The sequence below is a fragment of the Stenotrophomonas sp. YJH_SMC_127 genome (assembly GCF_059372445.1).
Genome location: NZ_JCAFVO010000010.1, coordinates 1 through 25,934 on the forward strand (window position 1 = coordinate 1; position 25,934 = coordinate 25,934).

Consider the following 25,934-nt stretch of genomic DNA (forward strand, 5'->3'; position numbering starts at 1 on the left):
CGCCAAGGAGATCAAGGGCCTGATCGACGACTCGGTCGGCAAGGTTGCCGAAGGCTCCAGCCTGGTCCACCAGGCCGGCAGCACCATGGGCGAGATCGTCGCCTCGGTGCAGCGCGTGACCGACATCATGGCCGAGATCTCCGCGGCCTCGCAGGAACAGTCGGCGGGCATCGAGCAGGTCAACCAGACCGTGGTGCAGATGGACGAAACCACCCAGCAGAATGCTGCGCTGGTGGAAGAAGCCACTGCTGCGGCACGCGCGATGGAAGACCAGGCCGGCCAGCTGGCTGACGCCGTGGCGATCTTCCGCCTCGACAACCAGGTGTCCGCCGCAGTGAAGGCCGTGGCCGCGCGCGCGGAGCCGGCCCGTGCCACCACCGTGGCACGCCCGCAGCCGACCAGCACGCCCGCTCCGGTCCGCCGCAGCAGCAACGCCAGCACCTTCGCCGCCAGCGACAGCGACTGGCAGGAATTCTGAGACCCACCCGCGGCGGCTGCGGCCGCCGCCTCTGCCGATGGACACGTCCCCCGTGCAAAGTCCTACCCCCATCGTCACCGGCCCGCGCGAATTCGAGTTCGCCGACCGCGATTTCCGCCGCGTCTGCGACCTGATCTACCAGCGCGTGGGCATCGCCCTCGCGCCGGCAAAGCGCGACATGGTCTATGGCCGCCTGTCGCGCCGCCTGCGCACGCTGGGCATGCGCAGCTTCCAGCAGTACCTGGACCACCTGGAGCAGGAAGATGGTGACGAATGGCAGGCGTTCACCAACGCGCTGACCACCAACCTGACCTCGTTCTTCCGCGAACCGCATCACTTCGACAAGCTGCGCGAGGAACTCCAACAGCGCTCCAGCCGCACCCCACTGCTGCTGTGGTCGTGCGCGGCGTCCACCGGCGAAGAGCCCTACTCGATGGCGATCACCGCCTGCGAGGCCTTCGGCACGTTGAAGCCGCCGGTACGCATCATTGCCACCGACGTCGATACCCAGGTGCTGGCCACCGCCGGCCGCGGCGTCTACAACATCGATCGCGTCGCCAGCCTCGATCCGGACCTGCGCCGCCGCTACTTCCAGCGCGGCAGCGGCCCCAACGAGGGCCAGTGCCGCGTGCTGCCGGCGCTGCGCGAACTGATCGAGTTCCGCCCATTGAACCTGCTCGCCCCGCGCTACGACGTCGGCGGCCCGTTCGACGCGCTGTTCTGCCGCAACGTGATGATCTACTTCGACAAGCCGACCCAGCGCGCCATCCTTGGTCGCCTGGTCCAGCACCTGGCCGATGACGGCCTGCTCTACACCGGCCACTCGGAGAACTACCTGCACGCCGCCGACCTGATCCAGCCCTGCGGCCGCACCCTGTACCGCCGTGCGGCAAAGGCCGGCGCATGAATGCCTCGCTGCGTACCGACGATGTGATGCGCTACCAGGATGCGCGCTTCAAGACCATCGCCGCCAAGCTGCTGCCGACCCAGTATCTGGTGGTGGACGACACCACCGCGCTGACCACAACGCTGGGTTCCTGCGTGGCCGCCTGCCTGCGCGACCCCGTGCTGAAAATCGGTGGCATGAACCATTTCCTGCTGCCCGAAGGCAACGCCGGCGACGGCGCACCCGCGCGCTATGGCAGCTATGCGATGGAACTGCTGATCAACGACATGCTCAAGCGCGGCGCACACCGCAAGCGCATCGAGGCCAAGGTGTTCGGCGGCGCCAACGTGCTCAAGGGATTCACCAGCAATCCGGTCGGCACCCGTAACGCCGAGTTCGTGCGCCAGTACCTGCAGGCCGAGCACATTCCGATCATCGCCGAGGATCTGTGCGGCATCCATCCGCGCAAGATCTGGTTCTTCGCCGATACCGGCCGCGTGGTCGTGCAGCGCCTGCCGCATGCACACGAAGCCGAAGTCGCCGCGACCGAATCGGCCGTGCGTGCGCGCCTGTCCAAGGCCCCGGTCACCGGCGGCGTGGAGCTGTTCGAATGACCTTGACCGGCAACGCCCCCTGCCGGGTCCTGATCGTCGACGACTCCGCCGTCGTGCGGCAGATGCTCACGGAAATCCTGTCCAGCGATCCCGCCATCGACGTGGTCGGCACCGCCGCCGACCCGCTGCTGGCCCGTGAAAAGATCAAGCGACTGGCCCCGGACGTGATCACCCTGGACGTGGAAATGCCGCGCATGGACGGGCTGGCGTTCCTGGAAAACCTGATGCGCCTGCACCCGTTGCCGGTGGTGATGATCTCCTCGCTGACCGAGCGCGGCGCCGACACCACCCTGCAGGCACTGGCGCTGGGCGCCGTGGATTTCGTGTCCAAGCCGAAGTTGGACGTGGCCCGCGGCCTGCAGGGCTACGCCGACGAGATCATCGCCAAGGTCAAGATGGCGGCGCGCTCGCGGGTACGTCCGCTGGTGCGCGCTGCCGCGCCGAAGCTCATGCTGGACGCCGCGCCCGCGATACGCCCGGCCGCGCCGCAGTTCCGCACCACCGACCGGCTGATCGCGATCGGCTCCTCGGCGGGCGGCACCGAAGCGCTTCGCGTGGTACTGGAGGGCATGCCGGCCGACGCGCCCGCCGTGGTGATGACCCAGCACCTGCCGGCAAGCTTCAGCAGTGCCTTCGCCGAGCGACTGGACCGCCACTCGGCGATGGCCGTGCGCGAGGCCAGCGACGGCGAAGCAGTACTGCCCGGCCACGCCTACCTTCCACCCGGCGGCAAGCACCTGCGGATCATCCGCGACGGTGCGCGCTGGCGCTGCCGCGTCGACGACGGCCCGGCAGTGAACCGCCACAAGCCCGCGGTGGACGTGCTGTTCCGCTCGGTCGCGCAGAGCGCCGGTGGCAATGCGATCGGTGCCATCCTCACCGGCATGGGCGACGACGGCGCACGCGGCCTGCTGGAAATGCGCCAGGCCGGCGCGCCGACGCTGGTGCAGGACGAAGCGACCAGCGTGGTCTGGGGCATGCCCGGCGCCGCGTTCAAGCTGGGCGCGGCCGAGGAACAGGTGCCACTGGAGCGGATCGCCGAGCGACTGCTCGCCCTCGCCCGCGGCTGAAAGGCCCCTGTAGAGCCGAGCCCACGCTCGGCTCTGCACCCTTCTGGACACCTCCAAGAGACGTCAGGCGCAATTGCCGATCCGCCGGCAGCACCTTCGACCATTGATGTTTCAACGGCGCTGCTCGAGGCTGGACCCTGCCGCAAGCCATGCGCGCCAAACGGGAGGCCCGCAGGACACCGACTTGGAGCGCGGCTGGAGCGGGTCGTATAGTCAGGTATCGCACAGCAATGGAACGCCGATGAACGTTACCCCGCAAGGCCGCGCTGCTCGGGTACGCAGGGAGGGAGATCCGGGTAACGGGCAATACCCACTGCGCAACCTGTCGCATTTGCCCGGATGGGGCGCCGTCGTTCGTGATGAGACCGCATGTTCCAGGGATCAAGGAAAATCCTGCAGCGACATGGACCGCTCATGCTGAAAGTTCTCCCGCCCCTTGCTCACGTTGCGTTGATCGCCTCGATCACACTGGCCGTTCCGGGCTGCAACAAGGAACGCTCATACCCGGTCTATCGCGAGAATCCGGCGCCAAAGGATGCGCTGCCGATTGTGATTCGGGTCCACGATGCACCCGTGGATGTCCCCGTTCCTTCGGTCTTCGTCACGTATGAGATAGACCCACTCTGTCTCCCTCCGGTCAACAATTGGGAGGGGGTGCAGTACGAGCCGAACCAGCACAAGGTTGAGCTTCAGGCACAGCGCCTCAGTGCCACTGAATTCAGCAGTGTTGTATTCAACGATGGCATGGAAGTTGCCGACTATTACGGCCGCGGCCCGTGCACTTGGACACCCGTGCTCGTGGAAGCTTCATTCGCCTTCATCATCGATGATCGCCCTATCCAAGCAACCGCATGGACTTCATTCACAAAGCTTGAAACCGAGAAACTCGCTACTACCTACGTACATCGCGCCTTACGCCCCATGACTTCAGGGGGATCGCCAGAGTGGACGCCTACCGAGCCTTCGACTTGGTACGAGAAGATGCCTCAAGATAAGCGAAAGGATTACTTCCCAATCGAAATCTCCACACGGACTGAAGGAACAGCCCAATGAATCCTGGAGCAAATGCAGCCCTCTCAGATCATGTCTACAAGGATCCGCTCCCTGCGCCCAAGGCCATTGTTACCATTGCCGGGACGGAATATCGTGTATTGGCCAGCCTAAACTCCGCCACCGGCTACCAAGGCGTCATTTACCATAATCTCGAATCCAAAGAAGTAATCGTCACCCATCGCGGTACCGAGTTTGATCGCCAGCCTCTGATTGACGGCGGCATCGACGCTGCGATGGTCACCGCAAGAGTCAACGCACAACTCGGTGATGCCCTCGCACTGACCAAGCAGGCGATCGATCTGGCTAAAGAGAATGGGTATGGTCCGGTGTACGTCACCGGCCACTCGCTGGGCGGCGCGCTCGCCCAGATCACTGCACACCACTACAACCTCCCCGGCGACGCATTCAATCCTTACGGTGCTGCCGGGCTGGCGTATCGCCTTCCTGAGGGCCAGCCGGCCAACGCGGCGCCCTTCACCAACCATGTGATGGCCGGCGACCTGGTCAGCGCGGGCGGTCCTCATTACGGCAAGGTCGAGATGTATGCGCTGCCCAGGGAACTGGAGGTCCTGCGCAACGCCGAGCACGGCCAGCGCATCGCCTCGCTTGGAACACCTGGGATGAAAAGCGGCCATGTCATGTCCGCCGCAGTGGCGGTCCAGTTGGGCGACTCCCATCGATTGGTTCATTTCCTTGATCGCGTGACCGACAAGGGCCCGGTGCCGTCTGTACTGGACAATCCCCAGGCCCGGATCACAGATCCCGAAGACCTGCGCAGGATTGCCGACTACCGCAGTGATGTTCATCAGTTGCGCGCAGGCGCGACCATGCTGGTCGGCGGCGGACCTGGCCTGCTGCGCGACGGGGTCAATTACCTGCGCGGTATTGAGGAAGCCGGTGCATATGCCCGCCGCGAGGCTGAAGCGGAGCAGCGGGCCCAGAATGCGCTCAGGCCGGGGGAGCAACTGACCCAGGATGCAACCGACAAGGGCTCGCCCTCTCTCGGCAATCCCGGCTTCTCTCCCAGGAGTCCATTGCAGGAGAGCATTGAGTCAACCGTGGACAAGGCAGGCTTGGATCCCAGGAAGGAAGGCCATCCAGACCATGCGCTCTACCAGCAGATCCGCGATAGTGTATCCGCCGTGGATGCCAGGCACGGGCGCAGCTTCGTTGAAACCAGTGAGCGCATGACGGCCAGCCTGCTTGCGACGGCCAAGAGCAGCGGCCTCGAACGCGTTGATCATGTGGTCCTGGGCAGTCCACCCAGCGATGGCTCGGGCCCTCGCATGTTCGTTGTGCAGGGAGCACCGGACAATCCGGCACACCTGCGGGCGTCGGTTCCGATCAGCGAGGCAATCAATACGCCGGTGGAGCAGTCGATCGCCAAGGCCGAACAGATTGCGCAGGCACAGCAGGTCGGTCAGCAAGACCACGTCCAGGAGCAGACCCGAACCGCGATGCGCATGGGCTAGGCCGCCTGGCCGGGCACAATAGAAACCCGGCTTTCACCGGAGGTTCTTCGTTTCAACGGGTTGCCGGCCAGCGGCCGGCACTACCATGCGTCGTCCGCTCACAAAAAAACCCCCGGCGCGAGCCGGGGGTTTTCAGTTACCGCATCAGGCAGCGACCGTCTTGGCCACGTCCTGGTATTCCTCGATCTGGTCGAAGTTCATGTAGCGGTAGATCTCCGCGCCGCTGGCGGCGATCACGCCCACATCGGCCATGTACTCTTCCTTGGTCGGGATGCGGCCCAGACGCGAGCAGATCGCGGCCAGTTCGGCCGAACCCAGGTACACGTTGGTGTTGCGGCCCAGGCGGTTCGGGAAGTTGCGGGTCGAGGTCGACATCGCGGTGGAGCCTTCGCGGATCTGCGCCTGGTTGCCCATGCACAGCGAGCAGCCCGGCATTTCCATGCGCGCGCCGGTAGCGCCGAAGGTGCCGTACACGCCTTCCTTGGTCAGCTCCGAAGCATCCATCTTGGTCGGCGGGGCCACCCACAGGCGGGTCGGCAGGTCACGCTTGCCTTCCAGCAGTTTGGCCGCCGCACGGAAGTGACCGATGTTGGTCATGCACGAACCGATGAACACTTCGTCGATCTTGGCGCCGGCCACCTCGGACAGGGTCTTCACGTCGTCCGGGTCGTTCGGGCAGGCCACGATCGGCTCGTGGATGTCGGCCAGGTCGATCTCGATGACGGCGGCGTACTCGGCGTCGGCATCCGGCTCCAGCAGCTGCGGGTTGGCCAGCCACGCTTCCATCTTCTCGATGCGACGCTGCAGCGAACGCGGGTCCTGGTAACCCTCGGCAATCATCCACTTCAGCAGCGTGATGTTGCTGGTCAGGTACTCGATGATCGGTTCCTTGTTCAGGCGCACCGAGCAACCGGCCGCCGAACGCTCGGCCGAGGCATCGGACAGCTCGAACGCCTGTTCGACCTTCAGCTCCGGCAGGCCTTCGATTTCCAGGATGCGGCCGGAGAAGATGTTCTTCTTGCCAGCCTTGGCCACGGTCAGCAGGCCGGACTTGATCGCGTACAACGGGATCGCGTTGACCAGGTCACGCAGGGTCACGCCCGGCTGCATCTTGCCCTTGAAGCGCACCAGCACCGACTCCGGCATGTCCAGCGGCATCACGCCGGTGGCCGCGGCGAAGGCGACCAGGCCCGAACCGGCCGGGAACGAAATACCCACCGGGAAACGGGTGTGCGAGTCACCACCGGTGCCGACGGTGTCCGGCAGCAGCATGCGGTTGAGCCAGCTGTGGATCACGCCGTCGCCCGGGCGCAGCGAGACGCCGCCACGGGTGGAGATGAACTCCGGCAGGGTGTGGTGGGTCTTCACGTCCACCGGCTTCGGGTACGCGGCGGTATGGCAGAACGACTGCATCACCAGGTCGGCCGAGAAGCCCAGGCACGCCAGGTCCTTCAGCTCGTCGCGGGTCATCGGGCCGGTGGTGTCCTGCGAGCCCACCGAGGTCATCTTCGGTTCGCAGTAGGTGCCCGGGCGCATGCCCTGGCCTTCCGGCAGGCCACAGGCGCGGCCGACCATCTTCTGCGCCAGCGAGAAGCCCTTGCCGGTGTCGACCGGCTGCACCGGCAGGCGGAACAGATCGGTCGGGGCCAGGCCCAGCGCTTCGCGCGCCTTGCCGGTCAGGCCACGGCCGATGATCAGCGGAATGCGGCCACCGGCACGCACTTCGTCGAACAGCACGTCGGACTTGACCTGGAACTCGGCGATCACTTCACCGTTCTTCAGCGCCTTGCCTTCGTACGGACGCAGCTCGACCACATCGCCGTGTTCCATCTTCGATACGTCCAGCTCGATCGGCAGCGCGCCGGCATCTTCCATGGTGTTGTAGAAGATCGGGGCGATCTTCGAACCCAGGCAGACGCCACCGGCGCGCTTGTTCGGGATGAACGGAATGTCGTCGCCGGTCCACCACAGCACGCTGTTGGTGGCCGACTTGCGCGAGGAACCGGTGCCGACCACGTCGCCGACGTAGGCGACCAGATGGCCCTTGTCCTTCAGGTCAAGGATCTGCTGGATCGGGCCGCGCTTGCCGTCTTCTTCCGGGGTGAACGGCGCGTCGTCGCGCTTGTTCTTCAGCATCGCGAGGGCGTGCATCGGAATGTCCGGGCGGGTGGTCGCGTCCGGTGCCGGCGACAGGTCGTCGGTGTTGGTCTCGCCCGGCACCTTGAACACGGTGATGGTCAGGCTCTGCGGCACTTCCGGGTTGCTGGTGAACCACTCGGCATCGGCCCAGCTCTGCAGCACGGCCTGGGCATTGGCGTTGCCGGCCTTGGCCTTTTCCTGCACGTCATGGAACGCATCGAACACCAGCAGGGTCTTCTTCAGGCCGTTGGCGGCGATGGTGCCGACGCTGGCGTCGTCCAGCAGCTGCACCAGCGGGGCCACGTTGTAACCGCCGAGCATGGTGCCCAGCAGTTCGGTGGCGCGCTCGCGGCTGATCAGCGGGTTCTGCTCGCTGCCCAGGGCGATCGCCGCCAGGTAAGAGGCCTTGACCTTGGCCGCGTCATCGACACCGGCCGGCACGCGATGGGTCAGCAGGTCGAGCAGGAACTCGGCCTCGCCCTGCGGCGGGTTCTTCAGCAGTTCGATGACATCGGCCGTCTGCTGCGCGCTCAGCGGCAGCGGCGGGATGCCAAGCGCAGCGCGCTCGGCGACGTGGTGGCGGTAGGCTTCCAACATGACAACTCCCGGGTAATGCGTAGGTTGAAATAACAAAGTGGGCTCAGGCGTGCGGCACGATCAGCTTCAGGCCCTTGAAGTAGTCGCGGTAAAACGTGTCGTTCCAGGTGATCAGGCCGTCACACTGCAGCAGTGCGTGGGCGCCGACCATGAATTCGTCCAGGCTGCGGCGGCTGCCGCCGCGCTGGCGATGACGGCGGTGCATCTCGCCGGCGCGCAGCGCCGACTTGGCTTCCATCGGGTTGAAGTGCACGCCCATTTCTTCCAGCGCTTCGAGCACCTCGGCGCCGCCGCGCAGCGATGCGCAGACCTCGGCCAGGGTCGCGCCACAGACCACCACGCGGCCACCGACCAGGCTCTGCCGGAGGATGGCTTCCACGGCATCGGCCTGCGGACCATTGCTGAGCAGCTCGACCAGCACCGGTGAATCGACGGCGATCATCACGGCTTATTCCTCGTCACGCACCGCGCGTACCGCTGCGTCGGACGATTCGAAGCCGTCCAGCGCAAACTTGCCGCGCGCCCGTGAAATCGCATCGTCAACACTCTTGCGCAGGATGATGCGGCTGCCGTCCAGCTCGACCTTCAGCAGCGTGCCCTTGGTCAGGCCGAGGGCATCACGCACCGCCTTGGGCAGGGTGATCTGTCCGCGTTCTGCAACAGTGGCTTCCATCGGTAGGCCCTCCAGAGTATGCACAAATTATACATACTTCCCCGGGCATACTTCCACCCTGAACAGGACCGGCGCCCCGCCAGCCCTTGCCTCGCAAAGGATCGGCCACAAACGTGACATACGCCATACACCTTCCCCTGTAGTCTGGAACCGATGCCGCAGGCCGGAACCCGGCCCGGATGAATCCATTCAGTCTGAGGTTCATACTGGGACGACCGGGGCCGTCAGGCCCGCGGCGACCGCAAGCAGGCCCGCCCATGCGCGGGCCACTGCAAGCCATCCGCAAGAAGGAGTTACCCCACATGAGCGATTCGTTCTCCACCCGCAGCCAGCTGAACGTCGGCGGCAAGACCTACGACTACTTCAGCCTGCCCACGCTGGGCCAGCGCTTCGATATCTCCCACCTGCCCTACTCGATGAAGATCCTGCTGGAGAACCTGCTCCGGCACGAGGACGGCGGTATCACCGTCGGCAAGGACCACATCGAAGCCGTGGCCCGCTGGAACCCGGCGACCGAGCCGGACACCGAGATCGCCTTCATGCCGGCGCGCGTGGTCCTGCAGGACTTCACCGGCGTGCCCTGCGTGGTCGACCTGGCCGCGATGCGCGACGCGGTCGTCAAGCTGGGCGGCTCGCCGGAGCAGATCAACCCGCAGATCCCCTCCGAACTGGTCATCGACCACTCGGTGCAGGTCGATGTGTTCGGCAAGCCGGACGCGCTGGACCTCAACGGCAAGATCGAGTTCCAGCGCAACCAGGAACGCTACGGCTTCCTGCGCTGGGGCCAGAAGGCCTTCGACAACTTCAAGGTGGTGCCGCCGAACACCGGCATCGTCCACCAGGTGAACCTGGAGAACCTGGCCCGCGTAGTGATGACCGCCGACAAGGACGGCAAGGCGGTCGCCTACCCCGATACCGTGTTCGGTACCGACAGCCACACCACCATGATCAACGGCATCGGCGTGCTTGGCTGGGGCGTGGGCGGCATCGAAGCCGAGGCCGCCATGCTCGGCCAACCGTCGTCGATGCTGATCCCGCAGGTGGTCGGCTTCAAGCTGACCGGCAAGCTGCCCGAGGGTGCCACCGCTACGGACCTGGTGCTGACCGTCACCCAGATGCTGCGCAAGCTGGGCGTCGTCGGCAAGTTCGTCGAGTTCTACGGTGACGGCCTGCAGCACCTGCCGCTGGCCGACCGTGCCACCATCGGCAACATGGCCCCGGAGTACGGCGCCACCTGCGGCATCTTCCCGATCGACGCCGAATCGCTGAACTACCTGCGCCTGTCCGGCCGCAGCGAAGAGCAGATCAACCTGGTCGAGGCCTACGCCAAGGCACAGGGCCTGTGGCACGAGCCGGGCAGCCCGCACGCCCAGTACAGCACCACGCTGGAACTGGACATGGGCACGGTGAAGCCGTCGCTGGCCGGCCCGAAGCGCCCGCAGGACCGCGTGCTGCTGGAAGACGTGCAGAAGAACTACCGTGAAGCCCTGGTCGGCATGACCGCCAACCGTGACAAGCGCAGCGACGACGTCTCCTCGTTCGTCAACGAAGGCGGCGGCGCCGCGGTCGGCAACGAGCAGCTGGCCAAGGGCTTCGCCGACATCGAGATCGAAGGCCGCAAGGTGCGGCTGAAGGATGGCGCGGTGGTCATCGCCGCCATCACCTCCTGCACCAACACCTCCAACCCGGCGGTGATGATCGGTGCCGGCCTGCTGGCCCGCAATGCGGCCGCCAAGGGCCTGAACCGCCAGCCGTGGGTGAAGACCTCGCTCGGGCCGGGCTCGCGGGTGGTCACCGATTACCTGGAAAAGGCCGGCGTACTGAAGGAGCTGGAAAAGATCGGCTTCTACGTGGTCGGCTACGGCTGCACCACCTGCATCGGCAACTCCGGCCCGCTGCCGACCGAAGTCAGCGCCGGCATCGCCACCGGCGACCTGGTGGTCACCTCGGTGCTGTCGGGCAATCGCAACTTCGAGGGCCGCGTGCACCCCGAAGTGAAGATGAACTACCTGGCCAGCCCGCCGCTGGTGGTGGCCTACGCCATCGCCGGCACCACCGACATCGACCTGACCACCCAGCCGCTGGGTACCGGCAGCGATGGCCAGCCGGTGTTCCTGCGCGACATCTGGCCGAGCAACAAGGAAATCGGCGACGTCATCGCCGCCACCATCGGCCCGGAGATGTTCAAGCAGAACTACGCCGACGTGTTCAAGGGTGATACCCGCTGGAACACCATCGCCTCGCCGGACGGCAACCTGTACGCGTGGAGCGATGCGTCCACCTACATCAAGAACCCGCCGTACTTCGATGGCATGACCATGCAGACCGGCAGCATCGACGACGTGCACGGCGCACGCGTGATGGGCCTGTTCGGCGATTCGATCACCACCGACCACATCTCCCCGGCCGGCAACATCAAGAAGGACTCGCCGGCGGGCCGCTTCCTGCAGGAACGCGGCGTGCAGCCGGCCGACTTCAACAGCTACGGCAGCCGCCGCGGCAACGATGACGTGATGGTCCGCGGCACCTTCGCCAACATCCGCATCAAGAACCTGATGTTCGGTGGCGAGGAAGGCGGCAACACCCTGTACTACCCCGCCGGCGGTGGCCAGCCGGAGAAGCTGGCGATCTACGATGCGGCCATGAAGTACAAGGCCGACAAGGTGCCGCTGGTGGTGCTGGCCGGCAAGGAATACGGCACCGGTTCGTCGCGCGACTGGGCGGCCAAGGGCACCCTGCTGCTGGGGGTGAAGGCGGTCATCGCCGAAAGCTTCGAGCGCATCCACCGCTCCAACCTGGTCGGCATGGGCGTGCTGCCGCTGCAGTTCCGCAACGGCGAGAACGCGCAGAGCCTGGGCCTGGACGGCTCGGAAGTGATCGACATCACCGGCCTGCAGGACGGTGCCAGCAAGCGCGCCACGGTCACCGCGACCAAGGCCGATGGCACGAAGAAGACCTTCGAGGTCTCGGTGATGCTGCTGACCCCGAAGGAAGTCGAGTACTTCCGTCATGGCGGCCTGCTGCAGTACGTGCTGCGCCAGCTGGCAGCCAAGTAACGGAAAAGGGCCGGATCCTTGCGGGTCCGGCCCTTTCCGTCTGCGATGCCCCCCTGTAGAGCCGAGCCTGCGCTCGGCTGCTTCTGCGCCAACAGCAGCCGAGCATGGGCTCGGCTCTACAGAGGCGCTCAGCGGCGGGGTGCGTCCGGGTCGGTGCGCAGCGCCTTCAGCAGGCCCCACATGTAGAACGCCAGGGTGAACGAGAACGGCAGGCCACACAGCACCACCGCCGTCTGCATCGCACTGAAATTGCCCGCCAGCAGCAGGCCGACGCTGGCCACGGTAATGCCGGCCGCCCAGAACACGCGCAGCCAGATCGGCGCGTCATGGCCGTCTTCCACACCATCGTCAACGCGACGGGTGCACAGGTTGGCGATCATCAGCGTGCCCGAGTCGACCGGGGTCAGGAACAGCACGAAGCCGATCACCACCGCAGCACCGGCCACGTACGGCGCGCCGGGCAGGTATTCCAGCAGCTTGAACAGCGTCATCGCCGCATCGTGCTGGGCCACGTCACCCAGGATCGCCTGGCCATGGTTGAGCACCAGGTCGATGGCGGTGTTGCCGAAGATCGACAGCCACGCCAGGGTGAAGCCGAGCGGGATCAGCAGCACGCCCATGATCACTTCGCGGATGGTGCGGCCACGCGAGATGCGCGCCACGAAAAGGCCGACGAACGGCGCCCAGGCGATCCACCAGGCCCAGTAGAACAGCGTCCACGACCCCATCCACTCACGGCCCTTCGGGTCGTTGAGGTACATGTCGAAGCTCTTGCGCACGAACGCGCCGAGATAATCACCAGTATTCTGGATCAGGCCATCGAACAGGTGCAGGGTCGGGCCGGTGACCAGCACGAACAGCAGCAGGCCACACAGCAGGCGCACATTGAGGTTGGACAGCCAGGCAATGCCCTTTTCCACACCGGCGACCACGCCGATGGTGGCCACCACCATCATCACCAGCACGATGGCCACCAGCACCTGCGGCGTATCCGGGATGTGGAACAGGTAGACCAGGCCGGACTGCACCACCAGCGCGCCGATGCCGAGGTTGGTCACCATCGAGATCAGCGTGGCCAGGATGCCGAAACCATCGACCATGTCGCCGATGCGACCGTGGATGCGCTCACCGAAGATCGGGTACAGCGCCGAGCGCAGCGCCAGCGGCAGGTCGCGGCGGTACGCGAAGTAGCCCAGCGCCACGCCGACCAGCGCGTACAGCGCCCAGCCGTGCAGGCCCCAGTGCAGGAAGGTCAGCACCATCGCTTCGCGGCCGGCGGCCACGGTCCCGCCGGGTTGCCCGGGCGGATGCAGGAAATGGTCCAGCGGCTCGTAGGCGCCGTAGTACAGCAGCGCGATGCCGATGCCGGCCGAGAACAGCATCGAGACCCAGGCGACGTAGCCGAAGGCCGGTGACTCCTCGTTGTGGCCCAGGCGGATGCGGCCATACGGCGAGAACGCCAGCCACAGCACGAAGCCCAGGCACAGCACGATCAGCAGCATGTACCACCAGCCGAACGCGGCCGACACCTCGGCCTGCGCCCATTGCAGCCAGTGCTCGCTGCCTTCGGGATAGAGAACGGTGAGCAGCCCGAGGATGCCGATCGACACCGAGGAGCTGAGAAACACAAAACGGTTCAAGCGCAGGGGCGAACGCTTGGGATGAGCCAGGGAAGACATGGGATCGTCTCATCAGTCCGGGGGAGCACATGGGCGGGGCCGGACCGGTAAACCGGGCCCATGGCGTGGGGCGCGAGCGCATCCTAGGGTTTATTGATTGAACGTTCAATCAATAAAAAGCATAATGGCGGGTAGCCGATCCTTCGGGTCGCAATCCGTGGAGAGACAATGCCGAAGAAGGGCGTGGAACCGGTACGGCGCGAACAGCTGATCCGGGCCACTTTCCAGACCATCGACGAGATCGGCATGGCCGACGCGACCGTCGCCACCATCGCGAAGAAGGCAGGGCTGTCCAGCGGCATCGTCGCCCACTACTTTGGCGACAAGGACGGCCTGCTCAATGCTGCAATGCGGCAGATCCTGCGCGAACTGAAGGACGCCGTCGCCCGCTACCGCGCCGAGGCCAGCGATGACCCCCGCGAGCAGTTGCGTGCCATCGTCGATGGCAACTTCGACGACAGCCAGATCAACGGTACCGCAATGCGCGTCTGGCTCACGTTCTGGGCCGCCAGCATGCACCAGCCGGAACTGGCCCGGCTGCAGCGCGCCAACGACCAGCGCCTGTTCTCCAACCTGTGCCACCAGTTCAACCGCCTGCTGCCCCACCCGCAGGCCCGCCTGGCCGCCCGTGGCCTGGCCGCGATGATCGACGGCCTGTGGCTGCGTGGCAGCCTGGTCGGCGGCCAGTTCAACGCCGACAAGTCGCGGCGCATCGCCTACGGCTACATCGACTTCCAGTTGCAGGCTGCCGCGCTATAAGCGCTTCAGCACCCGCCCCCTTCCAAGGAGTACGCCCCATGACCACCCTGCCCGTCCAACAGCTCTACATCCACGGCCAGCGCGTCGATGCCACCAGCGGCAAGACCTTCAAGACCGTCAACCCGGCCACCGGTGAGGTGATCGCCGAAGTGCAGGTTGCCAGCCAGGCCGACGTCGAGCGCGCCGTGCAGAGCGCGGCCGAAGGCCAGAAGGTGTGGGCCGCGATGACGGCCATGGAGCGCTCGCGCATCCTGCGCCGCGCCGTCGAGCTCCTGCGCGAGCGCAACGACGAACTGGCCCACCTGGAAACCCTGGACACCGGCAAGGCGCTGGCCGAGACCACCACCGTGGACATCGTCACCGGCGCCGACGTGGTCGAGTACTACGCTGGCCTGGCCACCGCCATCGAAGGCATCCAGCTGCCGCTGCGCGAATCGAGCTTCTTCTACACCCGCCGCGAACCGCTGGGCGTGGTGGCCGGCATCGGCGCCTGGAACTACCCGATCCAGATCGCCATGTGGAAGTCGGCCCCGGCCCTCGCCGCCGGCAATGCGATGGTGTTCAAGCCGTCCGAAGTGACCCCGTTGACCGCGATCCGGCTGGCCGAGATCTACACCGAAGCCGGCGTGCCGGCCGGCGTGTTCAACGTCGTGCAGGGCCCGGGCCGCGAAATCGGCCAGTGGCTGACCGAGCACCCGGTGATCGAGAAGATTTCCTTCACCGGCGGCGTCGCCACCGGCAAGAAGGTCATGGCCAGCGCGGCGTCCTCGTCGCTGAAGGAAGTGACCATGGAGCTGGGCGGCAAGTCGCCGCTGGTGATCTGCGATGACGCCGATCTGGACCGCGCCGCCGACATCGCGGTGATGGCCAACTTCTTCAGCTCCGGCCAGGTCTGCACCAACGGCACCCGCGTGTTCGTGCCGCGCAGCATGCTGGCCGCGTTCGAGGCCGCCGTTGTCGAGCGCGTCAAGCGCATCCGCATCGGCGACCCGATGGCCGCCGAGACCAACTTCGGCCCGCTGACCAGCTTCCCGCACATGGAAAACGTGCTGCGCTACATCGAAAGCGGCAAGGCCGAAGGCGCCCGCCTGCTGACCGGCGGCGGCCGTGCCACCGAAGGCGCGCTGGCCAATGGCGCGTACGTGCTGCCGACCGTGTTCTCCGACTGCCGCGATGACATGACGATTGTCCGGGAAGAGATCTTCGGGCCGGTGATGAGCATCCTCGCCTACGACGACGAAGACGAAGTGGTGCGTCGTGCCAACGACACCACCTTCGGCCTCGCCGCCGGCGTGGTCAGCAAGGACGTCAGCCGCGCCCACCGCATCATCCACCGCCTGGAAGCCGGCATCTGCTGGATCAACACCTGGGGCGAATCGCCGGCCGAAATGCCGGTCGGTGGCTACAAGGAATCCGGCGTCGGCCGCGAGAACGGCATCTCGACCCTCGGCCACTACACCCGCATCAAGTCGGTGCAGGTCGAGCTGGGCGACTACGCCAGCGTGTTCTGACCGGCGCGCCGCCAGCACGCCCCATCGTCCGGCCACCGCGCCGATCCGACATCCCGCCGGGACGCCTGCATGCAGCGCGCCCCGGCCTGCAGGAGACACCCATGAGCACCCACAACGAGTACGACTACATCATCATCGGCGCCGGTTCGGCCGGCAACGTGCTGGCTACCCGCCTCACCGAAGATGCCGATGTCAGCGTGCTGCTGCTGGAAGCCGGTGGCCCGGACTACCGGCTCGACTTCCGTACCCAGATGCCGGCGGCACTGGCCTTCCCACTGCAGGGCAAGCGCTACAACTGGGCGTACAAGACCGATCCGGAGCCCTTCATGAACAACCGCCGCATGGACTGCGGCCGCGGCAAGGGCCTGGGCGGCTCGTCGCTGATCAACGGCATGTGCTACATCCGCGGCAACGCGATGGACTATGACAACTGGGCCAGCATGCCGGGCCTGGAAGACTGGACCTACCTGGACTGCCTGCCCTACTTCCGCAAGGCCGAAACCCGTGATATCGGCCCCAATGACTACCACGGTGGCGACGGCCCGCTGCGCGTTACCACGCCCAAGGCCGGCAACAACGAGCTGTTCGCTGCGATGGTCGAAGCCGGCGTGCAGGCTGGCTACCCGCGCACCGACGACCTCAACGGCTACCAGCAGGAAGGTTTCGGCCCGATGGACCGCACGGTGACCCCGAAGGGCCGTCGTTCCAGCACCGCCCGCGGCTACCTGGACCTGGCCAAGCCGCGCCCGAACCTGACCATCGTCACCCACGCGCTGACCGACCGCATTCTGTTCTCGGGCAAGCGCGCCGTGGGCGTGCAGTGGCTGCACAGCGACCAGCCGCAGCGCGCCACCGCCCGCCGCGAAGTGCTGCTGTGCGGCGGCGCCATCGCCTCGCCGCAGATCCTGCAGCGCTCGGGCGTCGGCCCGGCCGACCTGCTGCGCAGCCTGGACATCGACCTGGTGCACCACCTGCCGGGCGTCGGCGCCAACCTGCAGGACCACCTTGAGATGTACCTGCAGTACGAGTGCAAGAAGCCGGTGTCGCTGGCGCCGGCACTGAAGCTGTACAACCAGCCGGCGATCGGTGCCGAGTGGCTGTTCCTGGGCACCGGCATCGGCGCCAGCAACCAGTTCGAGGCCGGTGGCTTCATCCGCAGCGACGCCGAATTCGACTGGCCGAACCTGCAGTACCACTTCCTGCCGGTGGCGATCAATTACAACGGCTCCAACCCGATCAAGGCGCACAGCTTCCAGATGCACGTCGGTTCGATGCGCTCACCCAGCCGCGGCCGCATCCACGTGCGCTCGAAGGACCCGCGCGAACATCCGAGCATCCTGTTCAACTACATGTCGCACGACCAGGACTGGCGCGAGTTCCGTGCGGCGATCCGCATCACCCGCGAGATCTTCGCGCAGCCGGCGCTGGCCCCGTACAGCGGCCGCGAAATCTCGCCGGGAAGCGCGCTGCAGACCGACGCGCAGATCGATGCGTTCGTGCGCGAGCACGCCGAGACTGCCTATCACCCGTCGTGCTCGAACAAGATGGGCCATGCCGACGATCCGATGGCGGTGGTCGATGGCCAGGGCCGCGTACACGGGCTGGAAGGCCTGCGCATCGTCGATGCCTCGATCATGCCGCAGGTGGTGACCGGCAACCTCAACGCGCCGACCATCATGATGGCCGAGAAGCTGGCCGACGTGATCCGCGGCCGCACCCCGCTCGCCCGTAGCACCGCGCCGTACTACAAGGCCAACGGCGCACCCGTTCGCAAGCAGGGTTGACGCAGCCGGCTCTTCGGCCGTCCTACACCCCGAATCGGTAGGTGCCCACCTTGGTGGGCACGCCTCACAGCGCCCCTCGCCATCCTGTGCCGACCAAGGTCGGCACCTACCGTTGCAGCCTCCGCGAAACCCTCTTCGCGTTTTCCCTACGGCGGGGTATGCTGCAATGACCGGCCGTTGTCGATACGCTCAGGGCCGGACCTAATACATCACGATTCCTGGAGGGGGAATATGAGTCTGGATCGTCCCTGGCTGCAGAGCTATCCGAAAGGCGTTCCCGCCGAGATCGACGTCAACGAGTTCCATTCGGTAGCTTCGGTCTTCGACGCTTCCGTCGCGAAATTCCGCGACCGTCCCGCCTACTCCAGCTTCGGCAAGGTCCTCACCTACGGCGAGACCGACGCGCTGGTCGAACAGTTCGCGGCCTACCTGCTCGGTGAGCTCAAGCTCAAGAAGGGTGACCGCGTCGCCCTGATGATGCCCAACTGCCTGCAGTACCCGGTGGCCACCTTCGGCGTGCTGCGCGCCGGCCTGACCGTGGTCAACGTCAACCCGCTGTACACCGCCCGCGAGCTCAAGCACCAGCTGGTCGATGCCGGCGTGACCGCGCTGGTGGTGGTCGACAACTTCGGCGACACCGTCGAGCAGGTCATCGCCGATACGCCGGTCAAGCATGTGGTCACCACCGGCCTGGGCGACCTGCTCGGCGCCAAGGGCGTGATCGTCAACTTCGTGCTGAAGTACATCAAGAAGATGGTGCCCAACTACCATCTCAAGGGCGCGGTGCGCTTCCGCCAGGCGCTCAAGCTCGGCAGCCGCCACAGCCTGCCCAAGGTCGAGATCGACCACGACGACATCGCCTTCCTGCAGTACACCGGCGGTACCACCGGCGTGGCCAAGGGCGCGATGCTGACCAACCGCAACCTGATTGCCAACATGCAGCAGGCCTCGGCCTGGATCAGTGCGTCCGGCATCGAGATGGGCAAGGAGTGGATCATCACCGCCCTGCCGCTGTACCACATCTTCGCGCTGACCGCGAACGGCCTGGTCTTCATGAAGTTCGGTGGCTGCAATCACCTGATCACCAACCCGCGCGACATGAAGGGCTTCGTCAAGGAGCTCAAGTCGGTGCGTTTCACCGCCATCACCGGCGTCAACACGCTGTTCAACGGCCTGCTCAACACCCCCGGTTTCGACACGGTCGACTTCTCCTCGCTGAAGGTCACCCTGGGCGGCGGCATGGCGGTGCAGCGCGCCGTCGCCGAGCGCTGGAAGAAGGTCACCGGCGTGACCCTGGTCGAGGCCTATGGCCTGACCGAGACCTCGCCGGCAGCCTGCATCAACCCGCTTACCCTGACCGAGTACAACGGCTCGATCGGCCTGCCGATCCCCTCCACCGATGCCTGCATCAAGGATGACAACAGTGCCATCCTGCCGCTGGGCGAGGTCGGCGAGCTCTGCATCAAGGGCCCGCAGGTGATGAAGGGCTACTGGCAGCGCCCGGAGGAAACGGCCAAGGCCATCGACGCGGACGGCTGGCTGCATACCGGCGACATGGCCAAGATGGACGAACACGGCTTCTTCTACATCGTCGACCGCAAGAAGGACATGATCCTGGTGTCCGGCTTCAACGTGTACCCGAACGAAGTCGAGGACGTGATCGCGATGATGCCGGGCGTGCTGGAAGTGGCCGCAGTCGGCGTCCCGGACGACAAGTCCGGCGAGGTGGTGAAGGTGGTCATCGTGAAGAAGGACCCGAACCTGACCGCCGAAATGGTCAAGGAGCATGCCCGGGCCAACCTGACCGGCTACAAGCACCCCAAAATCGTTGAATTCCGAAAGGAGCTGCCGAAGACCAACGTCGGCAAGATCCTCCGTCGCGAACTCCGCGATACGCCCGCCCAGTAAGGGTTTGCGGCAATTTGGACAGTGCAGGGCCCGGGGCGGAAACGTCCCGGGCCCTTTCGCATGCGACGCCGCTGAGGCGGTGTAGCATCGCCGCGTGTGTGGACCGTTCGGCCCGCCGGCCACCCACCTGACACTGCGGGCCGCATGCCGAGGACCCTTCCATGAGTACCATCGAAAAGCTGCCTTCAAGCGGCTCACCGTTCGCCACCATCCGTACCGAAGACAGCGCCGACGGCGCTGCCCACTGGCTGTTCATGCACGCCGATGCCGCCACCGGGATCCGCCCCTGCTGCCGCAAGGACATGCTCGACGAAATGTGGAGCTACATGGCGGCCATCACCCGCAGCCCTGCCGAACGCCACAACGGGACATTGCGGCATTTCGTGCTGGCCTCCGATGCCGTCGCCTACAACCTGGGCGGCGACCTGGACCTGTTCACCCGCCTGATCCGCGAAGGCAACCGCGACCTCCTGCTGAACTACGCCCAGCGCTGCGTGGAGGGCGTGCACCACCTGCATACCGGGTTCGGTGGCGATGTCCGTTCGATCGCGCTGATCCAGGGTGACGCCCTCGGCGGCGGCCTGGAAATGGCCCTGGCCTGCCACACCATCGTCGCCGAGGAAGGCAGCGGACTGGGCCTGCCGGAGGTGCTGTTCGGCCTGTTCCCGGGCATGGGTGCGTACTCCTTCCTGTGCCGGCGCGTGTCCCCCCATCTGGCCGAGAAGATCATCCTCGACGGCCGGGTCTACAGTGCCGAGGAGATGCATGCCATGGGCGTGGTCGACGTGCTGGTGAAGAAGGGCGAAGGCCGGGCGGCGGTCGAGGAACTGATCCGCCAGCAGCAGCGCACGCCGCAGTCCTATCTGGCGATGAATGCCGCACGCGCCATCGCCCAGCCGGTCAGCTACGACGAACTGCTGGAGATCACCAAGGTATGGGTCGATTCCGCCCTCGCACTCGGCGACCGCTCGCTGCGCACCATGGATCGCCTGATCAAGGCCCAGACCCGTCGCGCCAGTCTCGACGCGGCCTGATTCCTCCCCTCCCCCAGGATGGGTTCAAGCCCGGCTGGCCACCGGGCTTTTTTTGGGTCCACGCCACGCCTCAGCGCGCTTCACCATCATCGGCGGCGCCGCGCATGCGGCGTTCGGCCCGCGCGTCCAGCGCGCGCCGGCCTTCCTTGATCGCCTCCTGCAGGATGCCCAGGCGCGGACGCCATTCGGTCTTGAGCTGCCAGTCGGCCATCCGCATCAGCTCGCCGGCACGGTTGGACGCGCGCATCAGGCCGAGGTTGCTGGCCACGCCCTTGATCGCGTGGGATTGTTCGCGGAACACATCCCACTGCGTGGCCTCGCCGGCCTGCTCGGCCTTGCCCATGCAGCTCGCCACGTCCTCCAGGCACTGGCGGATGAACTCACGTTCGAAGCCCTCGCCCATGCCCAGCGAAGCCAGTTCGTCCAGCACGCTGCTGTCGAGCACGCCATCCTGCAGCGGCGCCGCCGGTCGCACCACCGGTGCGGCCATGGTCTTCAGCTGGGCATTGCTGGCGATCTCGGCCAGCGTATCGAGCAGGCGCACCGCAACGACGGGCTTGGCCAGGAAGGCATGTGCGCCGGCCTGGGTACAGCGCTGGATCGCCTCCGGCGTTACATCCGCACTGAGTACCAGTACCGGCGTGCGCGGACCGCCGCCGGCCTGCATCACCCGCAGTTCCTTGAGCATGTCCAGCCCGCTCATGCCCGGCATGTGCAGATCGACGATGACCGCGTCGAACTCGCTGTCGGCCAGCGCATCCAGCACCGCCTCACCGCCGTCCACGCACAGCACGCGATGGCCGGCCTTCTGCAGCAGGCGCTGCAGGACCATGCGGTTGGCCTCGTGGTCGTCGGCCACCAGGATCTGCATGCTGCGCACGCGGGCGCGATGGCGCAGGAACGGATCGGCAAAAGCGATCACGTTGCCGCCCGGGCCCGCGTCTTCTTCGCCGCTCAGGCTCGGTACCGCGCCCGGCACCTGCGGCTGCGGCGGCGCGAACGGCAGCTCGACCCAGAAGTGGCTGCCGCGCGGCGGGTTTTCCAGATAGCCGATGTCACCGTCCATCGCCTCGACCAGGCCCTTGGCGATGGTCGTGCCCAGCCCGGTCCCCTCGTGGCGGCGCGCCATGCTGACATCGGCCTGCTCGAACGCGTCGAACAGCCGTGCACGCATGGCAGGTGGCACGCCGATGCCGGTGTCGAGGATGTCGAAGCGCAACCGCACCGCCCCGCTGGCATCGGCCTGCACCACGCCGACACGTATCTCGACCCGGCCATGGTCGGTGAACTTGACCGCGTTGCCGGCCAGGTTCAGCAGGATCTGCCGCAGGTGCCCGACATCGCCGCGCACGCATGGCGGCACACCATCGGCCACCTTCACCCGGTAATCCAGCCGTTTGGCCTTGGCCTGTGGCAACAGGATCAGACCGATCGCCTGGATCACGTCGGCCACGGCGAAGTCCTCGGCCACCACGCGCAGCTTGCCGGCCTCGATGGCCGAGATGTCCAGCACTTCCTCCACCAGTGCCAGCAGGCTGCGCGACGACGCCTGGATGGTGTTGAGGCACTCGCGCTGCTCGTCATCCAGGCGCGTGGTGGCCAGCACTTCGGTCATGCCGTTGAGACCGTTCAACGGCGTGCGGAACTCATGGCTCATGTTGGCCAGGAACCGGCTCTTGGCCTCGCTGGCGCGGCGCGCCTCGGCCATCGCTTCGGTCAACTGCCGCAGCAATGTCGAGAAGTACAGCGGCACCGCTGCCAGGCCCAGCCAGAGGCCGATGGCCAGGCGGAAATTCTGTTGCCAGTAAGGCGTCAGCATCACGGTGCAACCGAAGCTCACCATCGCCATGGCCACCGCCACGTACAGATAGTGGTTGCCAAAGCGCATGCCATTGCCGACCGTCACCCACATCACCACGATGTAGACCCAGGCCAGCGGCTCACCCATCTGCACCATGCCGGCAGCAATGAGGCCGTAGTCAGCCAGCATCCCCAGCACGCGGCGGGGATCGGAACGCGCCGGCCGCCACAGCAGCCAGCCGAACAGCAACAGTGACAGGCTCAGGCCGGTCAGCACGATCGCCAGCACACCGACGTACTGGGTGTGCGGCAGATCGTGGCGCGGTGCCGGCAACAGTACGTAGGCCAGGATCAGGCTGATCAGCACGATGCGGACGATCTGCTGGCCGTGCTCGCTGTCCTGGCGCTGGGACAGGCGCAGCCGCAGCTGCGACAACAGGCGTTTCACGCGCCCAGCCCCGGGCGCGCGGACGCCATCGAATGCTCGGCGCAGATCTGGTCGAGCTGTTCGCGGCCGCGCAGCAGCGCGTCCACGCATCGGGGATCGAACAGGCGGCCACGCTGGGCGTAGAGATAAGCCAGGGTGGCTTCCATGGTCCATGCTTCCTTGTACGGACGGGGCGAAATCAGGGCGTCGAAGACATCGGCGACGGCCACGATGCGCGCTTCCAGCGGAATCGCGTCGCCGACCAGCCCATCGGGATAGCCACTGCCGTCGTAGCGCTCATGATGACGCAGTGCGATCAACGCGCCAACCTGGATGAAGCGATTCTGGCTGCCGCTCAGCAGTTCATGGCCAATCCGCGGGTGCCGGCGCATGATCGCCAGCTCTTCCTCGTTGAGCTTGCCCTGCTTGAGCAGCACCGCATCGGGAATGGCGATCTTGCCCATGTCATGCAGCGGCGCAGCCATTTCGATCAGGCGCACCTCCTCTTCGGGCAGCCCGAGCTGTTCGGCGATCAGTCCGGCCACGCGCGCCATGCGCTCCAGGTAGGCGCTGGTGCCGGCATCACGGAACTCGATCGCGCGTGCCAGCCGCGACAGCGTCTCGCGCTCGCGCTCTTCGACCTCATGCATGCTGGCCAGCAGGCGCTGCTCCAGCGACAGCGCCCGCTGCTTCACGTTCTCGGTCTGCTGGCGCAGCTGCAGCAGGTTGTAGCAGCGCGCACGCAGCTCGCGCGGGCGGATCGGCTTGACCAGGAAGTCGATGACGCCTGCTTCCAGTGCCGCCTGCCGGATCGGCTCGTCACCGACCACGGTGATCAGGATCACCGGAATGTCGCGGTGCTTGGGCAGGCGACGGAAACGACGGGCGAATTCCAGCCCATCCATCTCCGGCATGCGGTAATCGAGCAGCAGCAGGTCGACCGGATGGGCTTCGCACCAGGCCAATGCGGTCAGCGGGTCTCCGAAGTCATACACGCTCAGTTCCGGCGCGATGTCTTCGATGACGTGACGCAGCATCGTCCGGGCCGAAGTCTGGTCGTCAACGATGACGATGTTCAACGCGTACTCTGCCTGGTTTCTCGACCACGCTGGATCATCAGCAGGCGAGGATACTCTGCCGCTGCGAACGCTCGCACCCTGCATCGGCCTGACTCCCGTGTCATGCGTCCCGATTCATGATCGTCATCACAATGTGAAGCGGACTCCCCACACCGTGCCCTCCCCCTGGCGCCGATCAAGCCATAACAGGCGTCAAGGTAGTGCAATTACGATACGCCGAGTGCGGGACGCGTCAATCGCGCCGTCTCGTTTCGGGACGGCGCGCACAATCGGGAGTCAAAAAGGCGACTTACTGCTCCGGACGCATGTACGGGAACAGCAGTACATCGCGGATCGAGCTGCTGCCGGTCAGCAGCATCACCAGGCGATCCACGCCGATGCCGAGGCCGCCGGTCGGTGCCATGCCGTACTCCAGCGCACGGATGTAGTCGGCGTCGTAGTGCATGGCCTCGTCATCGCCACCTTCCTTCGCCGCCACCTGGGCCTGGAAGCGCTGGGCCTGGTCTTCCGGATCGTTCAGCTCGGAGAAGCCGTTGGCCAGCTCCTTGCCGTTGACGAACAGCTCGAAGCGGTCGGTGTAGCCCGGGTCATTGTCGTTGGCACGGGCCAGCGGCGAGACCTCCACCGGATGGTCAGTGATGAAGGTCGGCTGGATCAGGGTGTGCTCGACGGTGGCCTCGAAGATCTCCAGCAGCAGCTTGCCCCAGCCGTAGGACGGCTTGACGCGGATCTTCAGGCGCTCGCAATGGCGCAGCAGCGCGTCGCGGTCGGTGCAGTCCGCCGCAGAGATTTCCGGATTGTGGTGGCGCACCGCCTCGTCCATGCGCCAGCGGCGGAATGCCGGGCCCAGGTCGATCTTCGCGCCGTCCCATTCGACCTCGGTGCCACCGTTGACGGCCTTGGCCACGTCACGGATCACGCCTTCGGTCAGGTCCATGATCTCGTTGTACGTGGCATAGGCCTCGTACAGCTCCATCATGGTGAATTCCGGGTTGTGGCGGGTGCTGACGCCTTCATTGCGGAAATTGCGGTTGATCTCGTACACGCGCTCCAGGCCACCCACGGTCAGGCGCTTGAGGTACAGCTCCGGCGCCACGCGCAGGTACAGGTCCAGGTCCAGCGCATTGTGGTGGGTGGTGAACGGCTTGGCTGCCGCGCCGCCAGGGATGTAATGCATCATCGGCGTCTCGACTTCCAGGAAGTCGCGGTTGTCCAGCCACGCGCGCATGGCGCGGATGATCTTCGAGCGCTTGATGAACACCGCGCGCGACTCCGGGGTCACGATCAGGTCGACGTAACGCTGGCGGTAACGCTGCTCGACGTCGGCCAGGCCATGCCACTTGTCCGGCAGCGGGCGCAGCGACTTGGTCAGCAGGCGGATCGATTCGGCCTTGACCGACAGCTCGCCGGTCTTGGTACGGGTCAGGCCGCCTTCGACGGCGATGATGTCGCCCACGTCCCAGCCCTTGAAGGCGGTATAGGCATCGCCCAGCACCGCGCCCTGCAGGAACAGCTGGATGCGGCCGGACTCGTCCTGGATCTGCGCGAAGCTGGCCTTGCCCATGATGCGCTTGGCCATCAGGCGGCCCGCCATCTTCACCTGGCGGCCGTTGCCTTCCAGGGCCTCGGCGGTCCAGGTTTCGGCATCTGCGAATTCTTCCTGCAGGCGGCCGGCGAAGTCCTCGCGACGGAAGTCGTTCGGGTACGCGATGCCCTGCCCACGCAGCGCTTTGAGTTTCTCACGGCGCTCGGCGATCAACTTGTTTTCGTCGACGGGGGGGGTATCGGTAGCTTCGCTCATGGATCTGCGGGAATCGTGTAGTGAGGGGGGATGCAGCGCCCGGCACAGCCGGTTGCCCAGCATACCAAAACCGCCCAGCCCCAGCCCTGGGCCGGGCCCGCCCCGGTAGCCGCC

The 25,934-nt window shown here is 66.0% G+C and carries 19 protein-coding genes; 12 read left to right on the forward strand and 7 right to left on the reverse strand.

The features are described 5' to 3' along the window. The 6 genes from AC5QAB_RS17985 to AC5QAB_RS18010 all read left to right on the forward strand — a co-directional run. The coding region (locus tag AC5QAB_RS17985) for a methyl-accepting chemotaxis protein (protein ID WP_495233533.1) at positions 1-478 on the forward strand (478 nt) is incomplete at its 5' end. 37 nt (positions 479-515) lie between these two features. Next, entirely contained in the window at positions 516-1,385 is an 870-nt protein-coding gene (locus tag AC5QAB_RS17990) for a CheR family methyltransferase (protein ID WP_049416359.1), read from the forward strand. Next, positions 1,382-1,978: a chemoreceptor glutamine deamidase CheD gene (cheD, locus tag AC5QAB_RS17995; RefSeq protein ID WP_008264676.1), complete on the forward strand. Its 597-nt coding sequence runs from the start codon at positions 1,382-1,384 to the stop codon at positions 1,976-1,978. The genes AC5QAB_RS17990 and cheD overlap by 4 nt, the downstream gene beginning before the upstream one ends. After that, the gene (locus AC5QAB_RS18000; RefSeq protein ID WP_197561692.1) at positions 1,975-3,048 is read left to right on the forward strand and encodes a chemotaxis-specific protein-glutamate methyltransferase CheB; all 1,074 of its coding nucleotides are present in this window, start codon (positions 1,975-1,977) and stop codon (positions 3,046-3,048) included. Before cheD ends, AC5QAB_RS18000 begins: the two co-directional genes overlap by 4 nt. A gap of 414 nt (positions 3,049-3,462) precedes the next feature. Beyond that, positions 3,463-4,101: a hypothetical protein gene (locus AC5QAB_RS18005; RefSeq protein ID WP_111206958.1), complete on the forward strand. Its 639-nt coding sequence runs from the start codon at positions 3,463-3,465 to the stop codon at positions 4,099-4,101. Then, positions 4,098-5,573, forward strand: a complete 1,476-nt coding sequence (locus tag AC5QAB_RS18010; protein ID WP_197561693.1) for an XVIPCD domain-containing protein — start codon at positions 4,098-4,100, stop codon at positions 5,571-5,573. Before AC5QAB_RS18005 ends, AC5QAB_RS18010 begins: the two co-directional genes overlap by 4 nt. Before the next feature lie 144 nt (positions 5,574-5,717). On the opposite strand, the gene acnB is transcribed toward AC5QAB_RS18010, so the two are convergent. The 3 genes from acnB to AC5QAB_RS18025 are packed head-to-tail and all read right to left on the reverse strand — an operon-like array spanning position 5,718 to position 8,982. After that, positions 5,718-8,309, reverse strand: coding sequence for a bifunctional aconitate hydratase 2/2-methylisocitrate dehydratase (gene acnB, locus AC5QAB_RS18015; RefSeq protein WP_197561694.1), 2,592 nt, complete (start codon positions 8,307-8,309; stop codon positions 5,718-5,720). Positions 8,310-8,352: 43 nt separating this feature from the next. Beyond that, positions 8,353-8,751: a type II toxin-antitoxin system VapC family toxin gene (locus AC5QAB_RS18020; protein ID WP_005416402.1), complete on the reverse strand. Its 399-nt coding sequence runs from the start codon at positions 8,749-8,751 to the stop codon at positions 8,353-8,355. A 6-nt stretch (positions 8,752-8,757) separates the two neighbouring features. Beyond that, positions 8,758-8,982, reverse strand: a complete 225-nt coding sequence (locus tag AC5QAB_RS18025; RefSeq protein WP_005409505.1) for an AbrB/MazE/SpoVT family DNA-binding domain-containing protein — start codon at positions 8,980-8,982, stop codon at positions 8,758-8,760. 302 nt (positions 8,983-9,284) lie between these two features. Between AC5QAB_RS18025 and acnA the strand changes: the two genes are divergently transcribed. Continuing rightward, positions 9,285-12,038, forward strand: a complete 2,754-nt coding sequence (gene acnA, locus AC5QAB_RS18030) for an aconitate hydratase AcnA (RefSeq protein ID WP_197561695.1) — start codon at positions 9,285-9,287, stop codon at positions 12,036-12,038. Positions 12,039-12,166: 128 nt separating this feature from the next. Here acnA and AC5QAB_RS18035 read toward each other — a convergent pair whose 3' ends face one another. Further along, positions 12,167-13,717 (reverse strand): BCCT family transporter, encoded by a 1,551-nt coding sequence (locus tag AC5QAB_RS18035; protein WP_197561696.1) that lies wholly within the window; start codon positions 13,715-13,717, stop codon positions 12,167-12,169. A gap of 168 nt (positions 13,718-13,885) precedes the next feature. Here AC5QAB_RS18035 and betI point away from each other — a divergent pair, with 168 nt between their 5' ends. The 5 genes from betI to AC5QAB_RS18060 all read left to right on the forward strand — a co-directional run bounded on the left by betI (position 13,886) and on the right by AC5QAB_RS18060 (position 20,713). Beyond that, positions 13,886-14,476: a transcriptional regulator BetI gene (gene betI / locus AC5QAB_RS18040; RefSeq protein WP_014647011.1), complete on the forward strand. Its 591-nt coding sequence runs from the start codon at positions 13,886-13,888 to the stop codon at positions 14,474-14,476. A 38-nt stretch (positions 14,477-14,514) separates the two neighbouring features. Then, the gene (gene betB / locus AC5QAB_RS18045) at positions 14,515-15,987 is read left to right on the forward strand and encodes a betaine-aldehyde dehydrogenase (RefSeq protein WP_014647010.1); all 1,473 of its coding nucleotides are present in this window, start codon (positions 14,515-14,517) and stop codon (positions 15,985-15,987) included. 101 nt (positions 15,988-16,088) lie between these two features. After that, positions 16,089-17,771 carry a choline dehydrogenase gene (gene betA, locus AC5QAB_RS18050; protein WP_014647009.1) on the forward strand — a complete coding sequence of 561 codons (1,683 nt, stop codon included), beginning with the start codon at positions 16,089-16,091 and terminating at the stop codon, positions 17,769-17,771. Between the two features lie 231 nt (positions 17,772-18,002). After that, positions 18,003-19,679 (forward strand): long-chain fatty acid--CoA ligase, encoded by a 1,677-nt coding sequence (locus AC5QAB_RS18055; RefSeq protein WP_014647008.1) that lies wholly within the window; start codon positions 18,003-18,005, stop codon positions 19,677-19,679. Positions 19,680-19,840: 161 nt separating this feature from the next. Next, entirely contained in the window at positions 19,841-20,713 is an 873-nt protein-coding gene (locus AC5QAB_RS18060) for a crotonase/enoyl-CoA hydratase family protein (RefSeq protein WP_014647007.1), read from the forward strand. A 70-nt stretch (positions 20,714-20,783) separates the two neighbouring features. On the opposite strand, the gene AC5QAB_RS18065 is transcribed toward AC5QAB_RS18060, so the two are convergent. From AC5QAB_RS18065 to lysS, 3 genes are all read right to left on the reverse strand, one after another. Further along, entirely contained in the window at positions 20,784-22,961 is a 2,178-nt protein-coding gene (locus AC5QAB_RS18065) for a response regulator (RefSeq protein ID WP_495233534.1), read from the reverse strand. Beyond that, complete coding sequence (gene rpfG, locus AC5QAB_RS18070) at positions 22,958-24,103, reverse strand: cyclic di-GMP phosphodiesterase response regulator RpfG (protein WP_032959453.1); 1,146 nt, start codon at positions 24,101-24,103, stop codon at positions 22,958-22,960. Before rpfG ends, AC5QAB_RS18065 begins: the two co-directional genes overlap by 4 nt. A gap of 205 nt (positions 24,104-24,308) precedes the next feature. After that, a complete protein-coding gene (gene lysS / locus AC5QAB_RS18075) occupies positions 24,309-25,820 on the reverse strand; it encodes a lysine--tRNA ligase (RefSeq protein ID WP_012480078.1) in 1,512 nt (503 codons plus the stop codon). Between the last annotated feature and the right edge of the window lie 114 nt (positions 25,821-25,934).

Bases quoted from the DNA above. Each gene is read 5' to 3' on its own strand.
- AC5QAB_RS17990 (WP_049416359.1), top strand. From the start codon at position 516: ATGGACACGTCCCCCGTGCAAAGTCCTACCCCCATCGTCACCGGCCCG.
- cheD (WP_008264676.1), top strand. From the start codon at position 1,382: ATGAATGCCTCGCTGCGTACCGACGATGTGATGCGCTACCAGGATGCG.
- AC5QAB_RS18000 (WP_197561692.1), top strand. From the start codon at position 1,975: ATGACCTTGACCGGCAACGCCCCCTGCCGGGTCCTGATCGTCGACGAC.
- AC5QAB_RS18005 (WP_111206958.1), top strand. From the start codon at position 3,463: ATGCTGAAAGTTCTCCCGCCCCTTGCTCACGTTGCGTTGATCGCCTCG.
- AC5QAB_RS18010 (WP_197561693.1), top strand. From the start codon at position 4,098: ATGAATCCTGGAGCAAATGCAGCCCTCTCAGATCATGTCTACAAGGAT.
- acnB (WP_197561694.1), bottom strand. From the start codon at position 8,309: ATGTTGGAAGCCTACCGCCACCACGTCGCCGAGCGCGCTGCGCTTGGC.
- AC5QAB_RS18020 (WP_005416402.1), bottom strand. From the start codon at position 8,751: ATGATCGCCGTCGATTCACCGGTGCTGGTCGAGCTGCTCAGCAATGGT.
- AC5QAB_RS18025 (WP_005409505.1), bottom strand. From the start codon at position 8,982: ATGGAAGCCACTGTTGCAGAACGCGGACAGATCACCCTGCCCAAGGCG.
- acnA (WP_197561695.1), top strand. From the start codon at position 9,285: ATGAGCGATTCGTTCTCCACCCGCAGCCAGCTGAACGTCGGCGGCAAG.
- AC5QAB_RS18035 (WP_197561696.1), bottom strand. From the start codon at position 13,717: ATGTCTTCCCTGGCTCATCCCAAGCGTTCGCCCCTGCGCTTGAACCGT.
- betI (WP_014647011.1), top strand. From the start codon at position 13,886: ATGCCGAAGAAGGGCGTGGAACCGGTACGGCGCGAACAGCTGATCCGG.
- betB (WP_014647010.1), top strand. From the start codon at position 14,515: ATGACCACCCTGCCCGTCCAACAGCTCTACATCCACGGCCAGCGCGTC.
- betA (WP_014647009.1), top strand. From the start codon at position 16,089: ATGAGCACCCACAACGAGTACGACTACATCATCATCGGCGCCGGTTCG.
- AC5QAB_RS18055 (WP_014647008.1), top strand. From the start codon at position 18,003: ATGAGTCTGGATCGTCCCTGGCTGCAGAGCTATCCGAAAGGCGTTCCC.
- AC5QAB_RS18060 (WP_014647007.1), top strand. From the start codon at position 19,841: ATGAGTACCATCGAAAAGCTGCCTTCAAGCGGCTCACCGTTCGCCACC.
- rpfG (WP_032959453.1), bottom strand. From the start codon at position 24,103: ATGCAGGGTGCGAGCGTTCGCAGCGGCAGAGTATCCTCGCCTGCTGAT.
- lysS (WP_012480078.1), bottom strand. From the start codon at position 25,820: ATGAGCGAAGCTACCGATACCCCCCCCGTCGACGAAAACAAGTTGATC.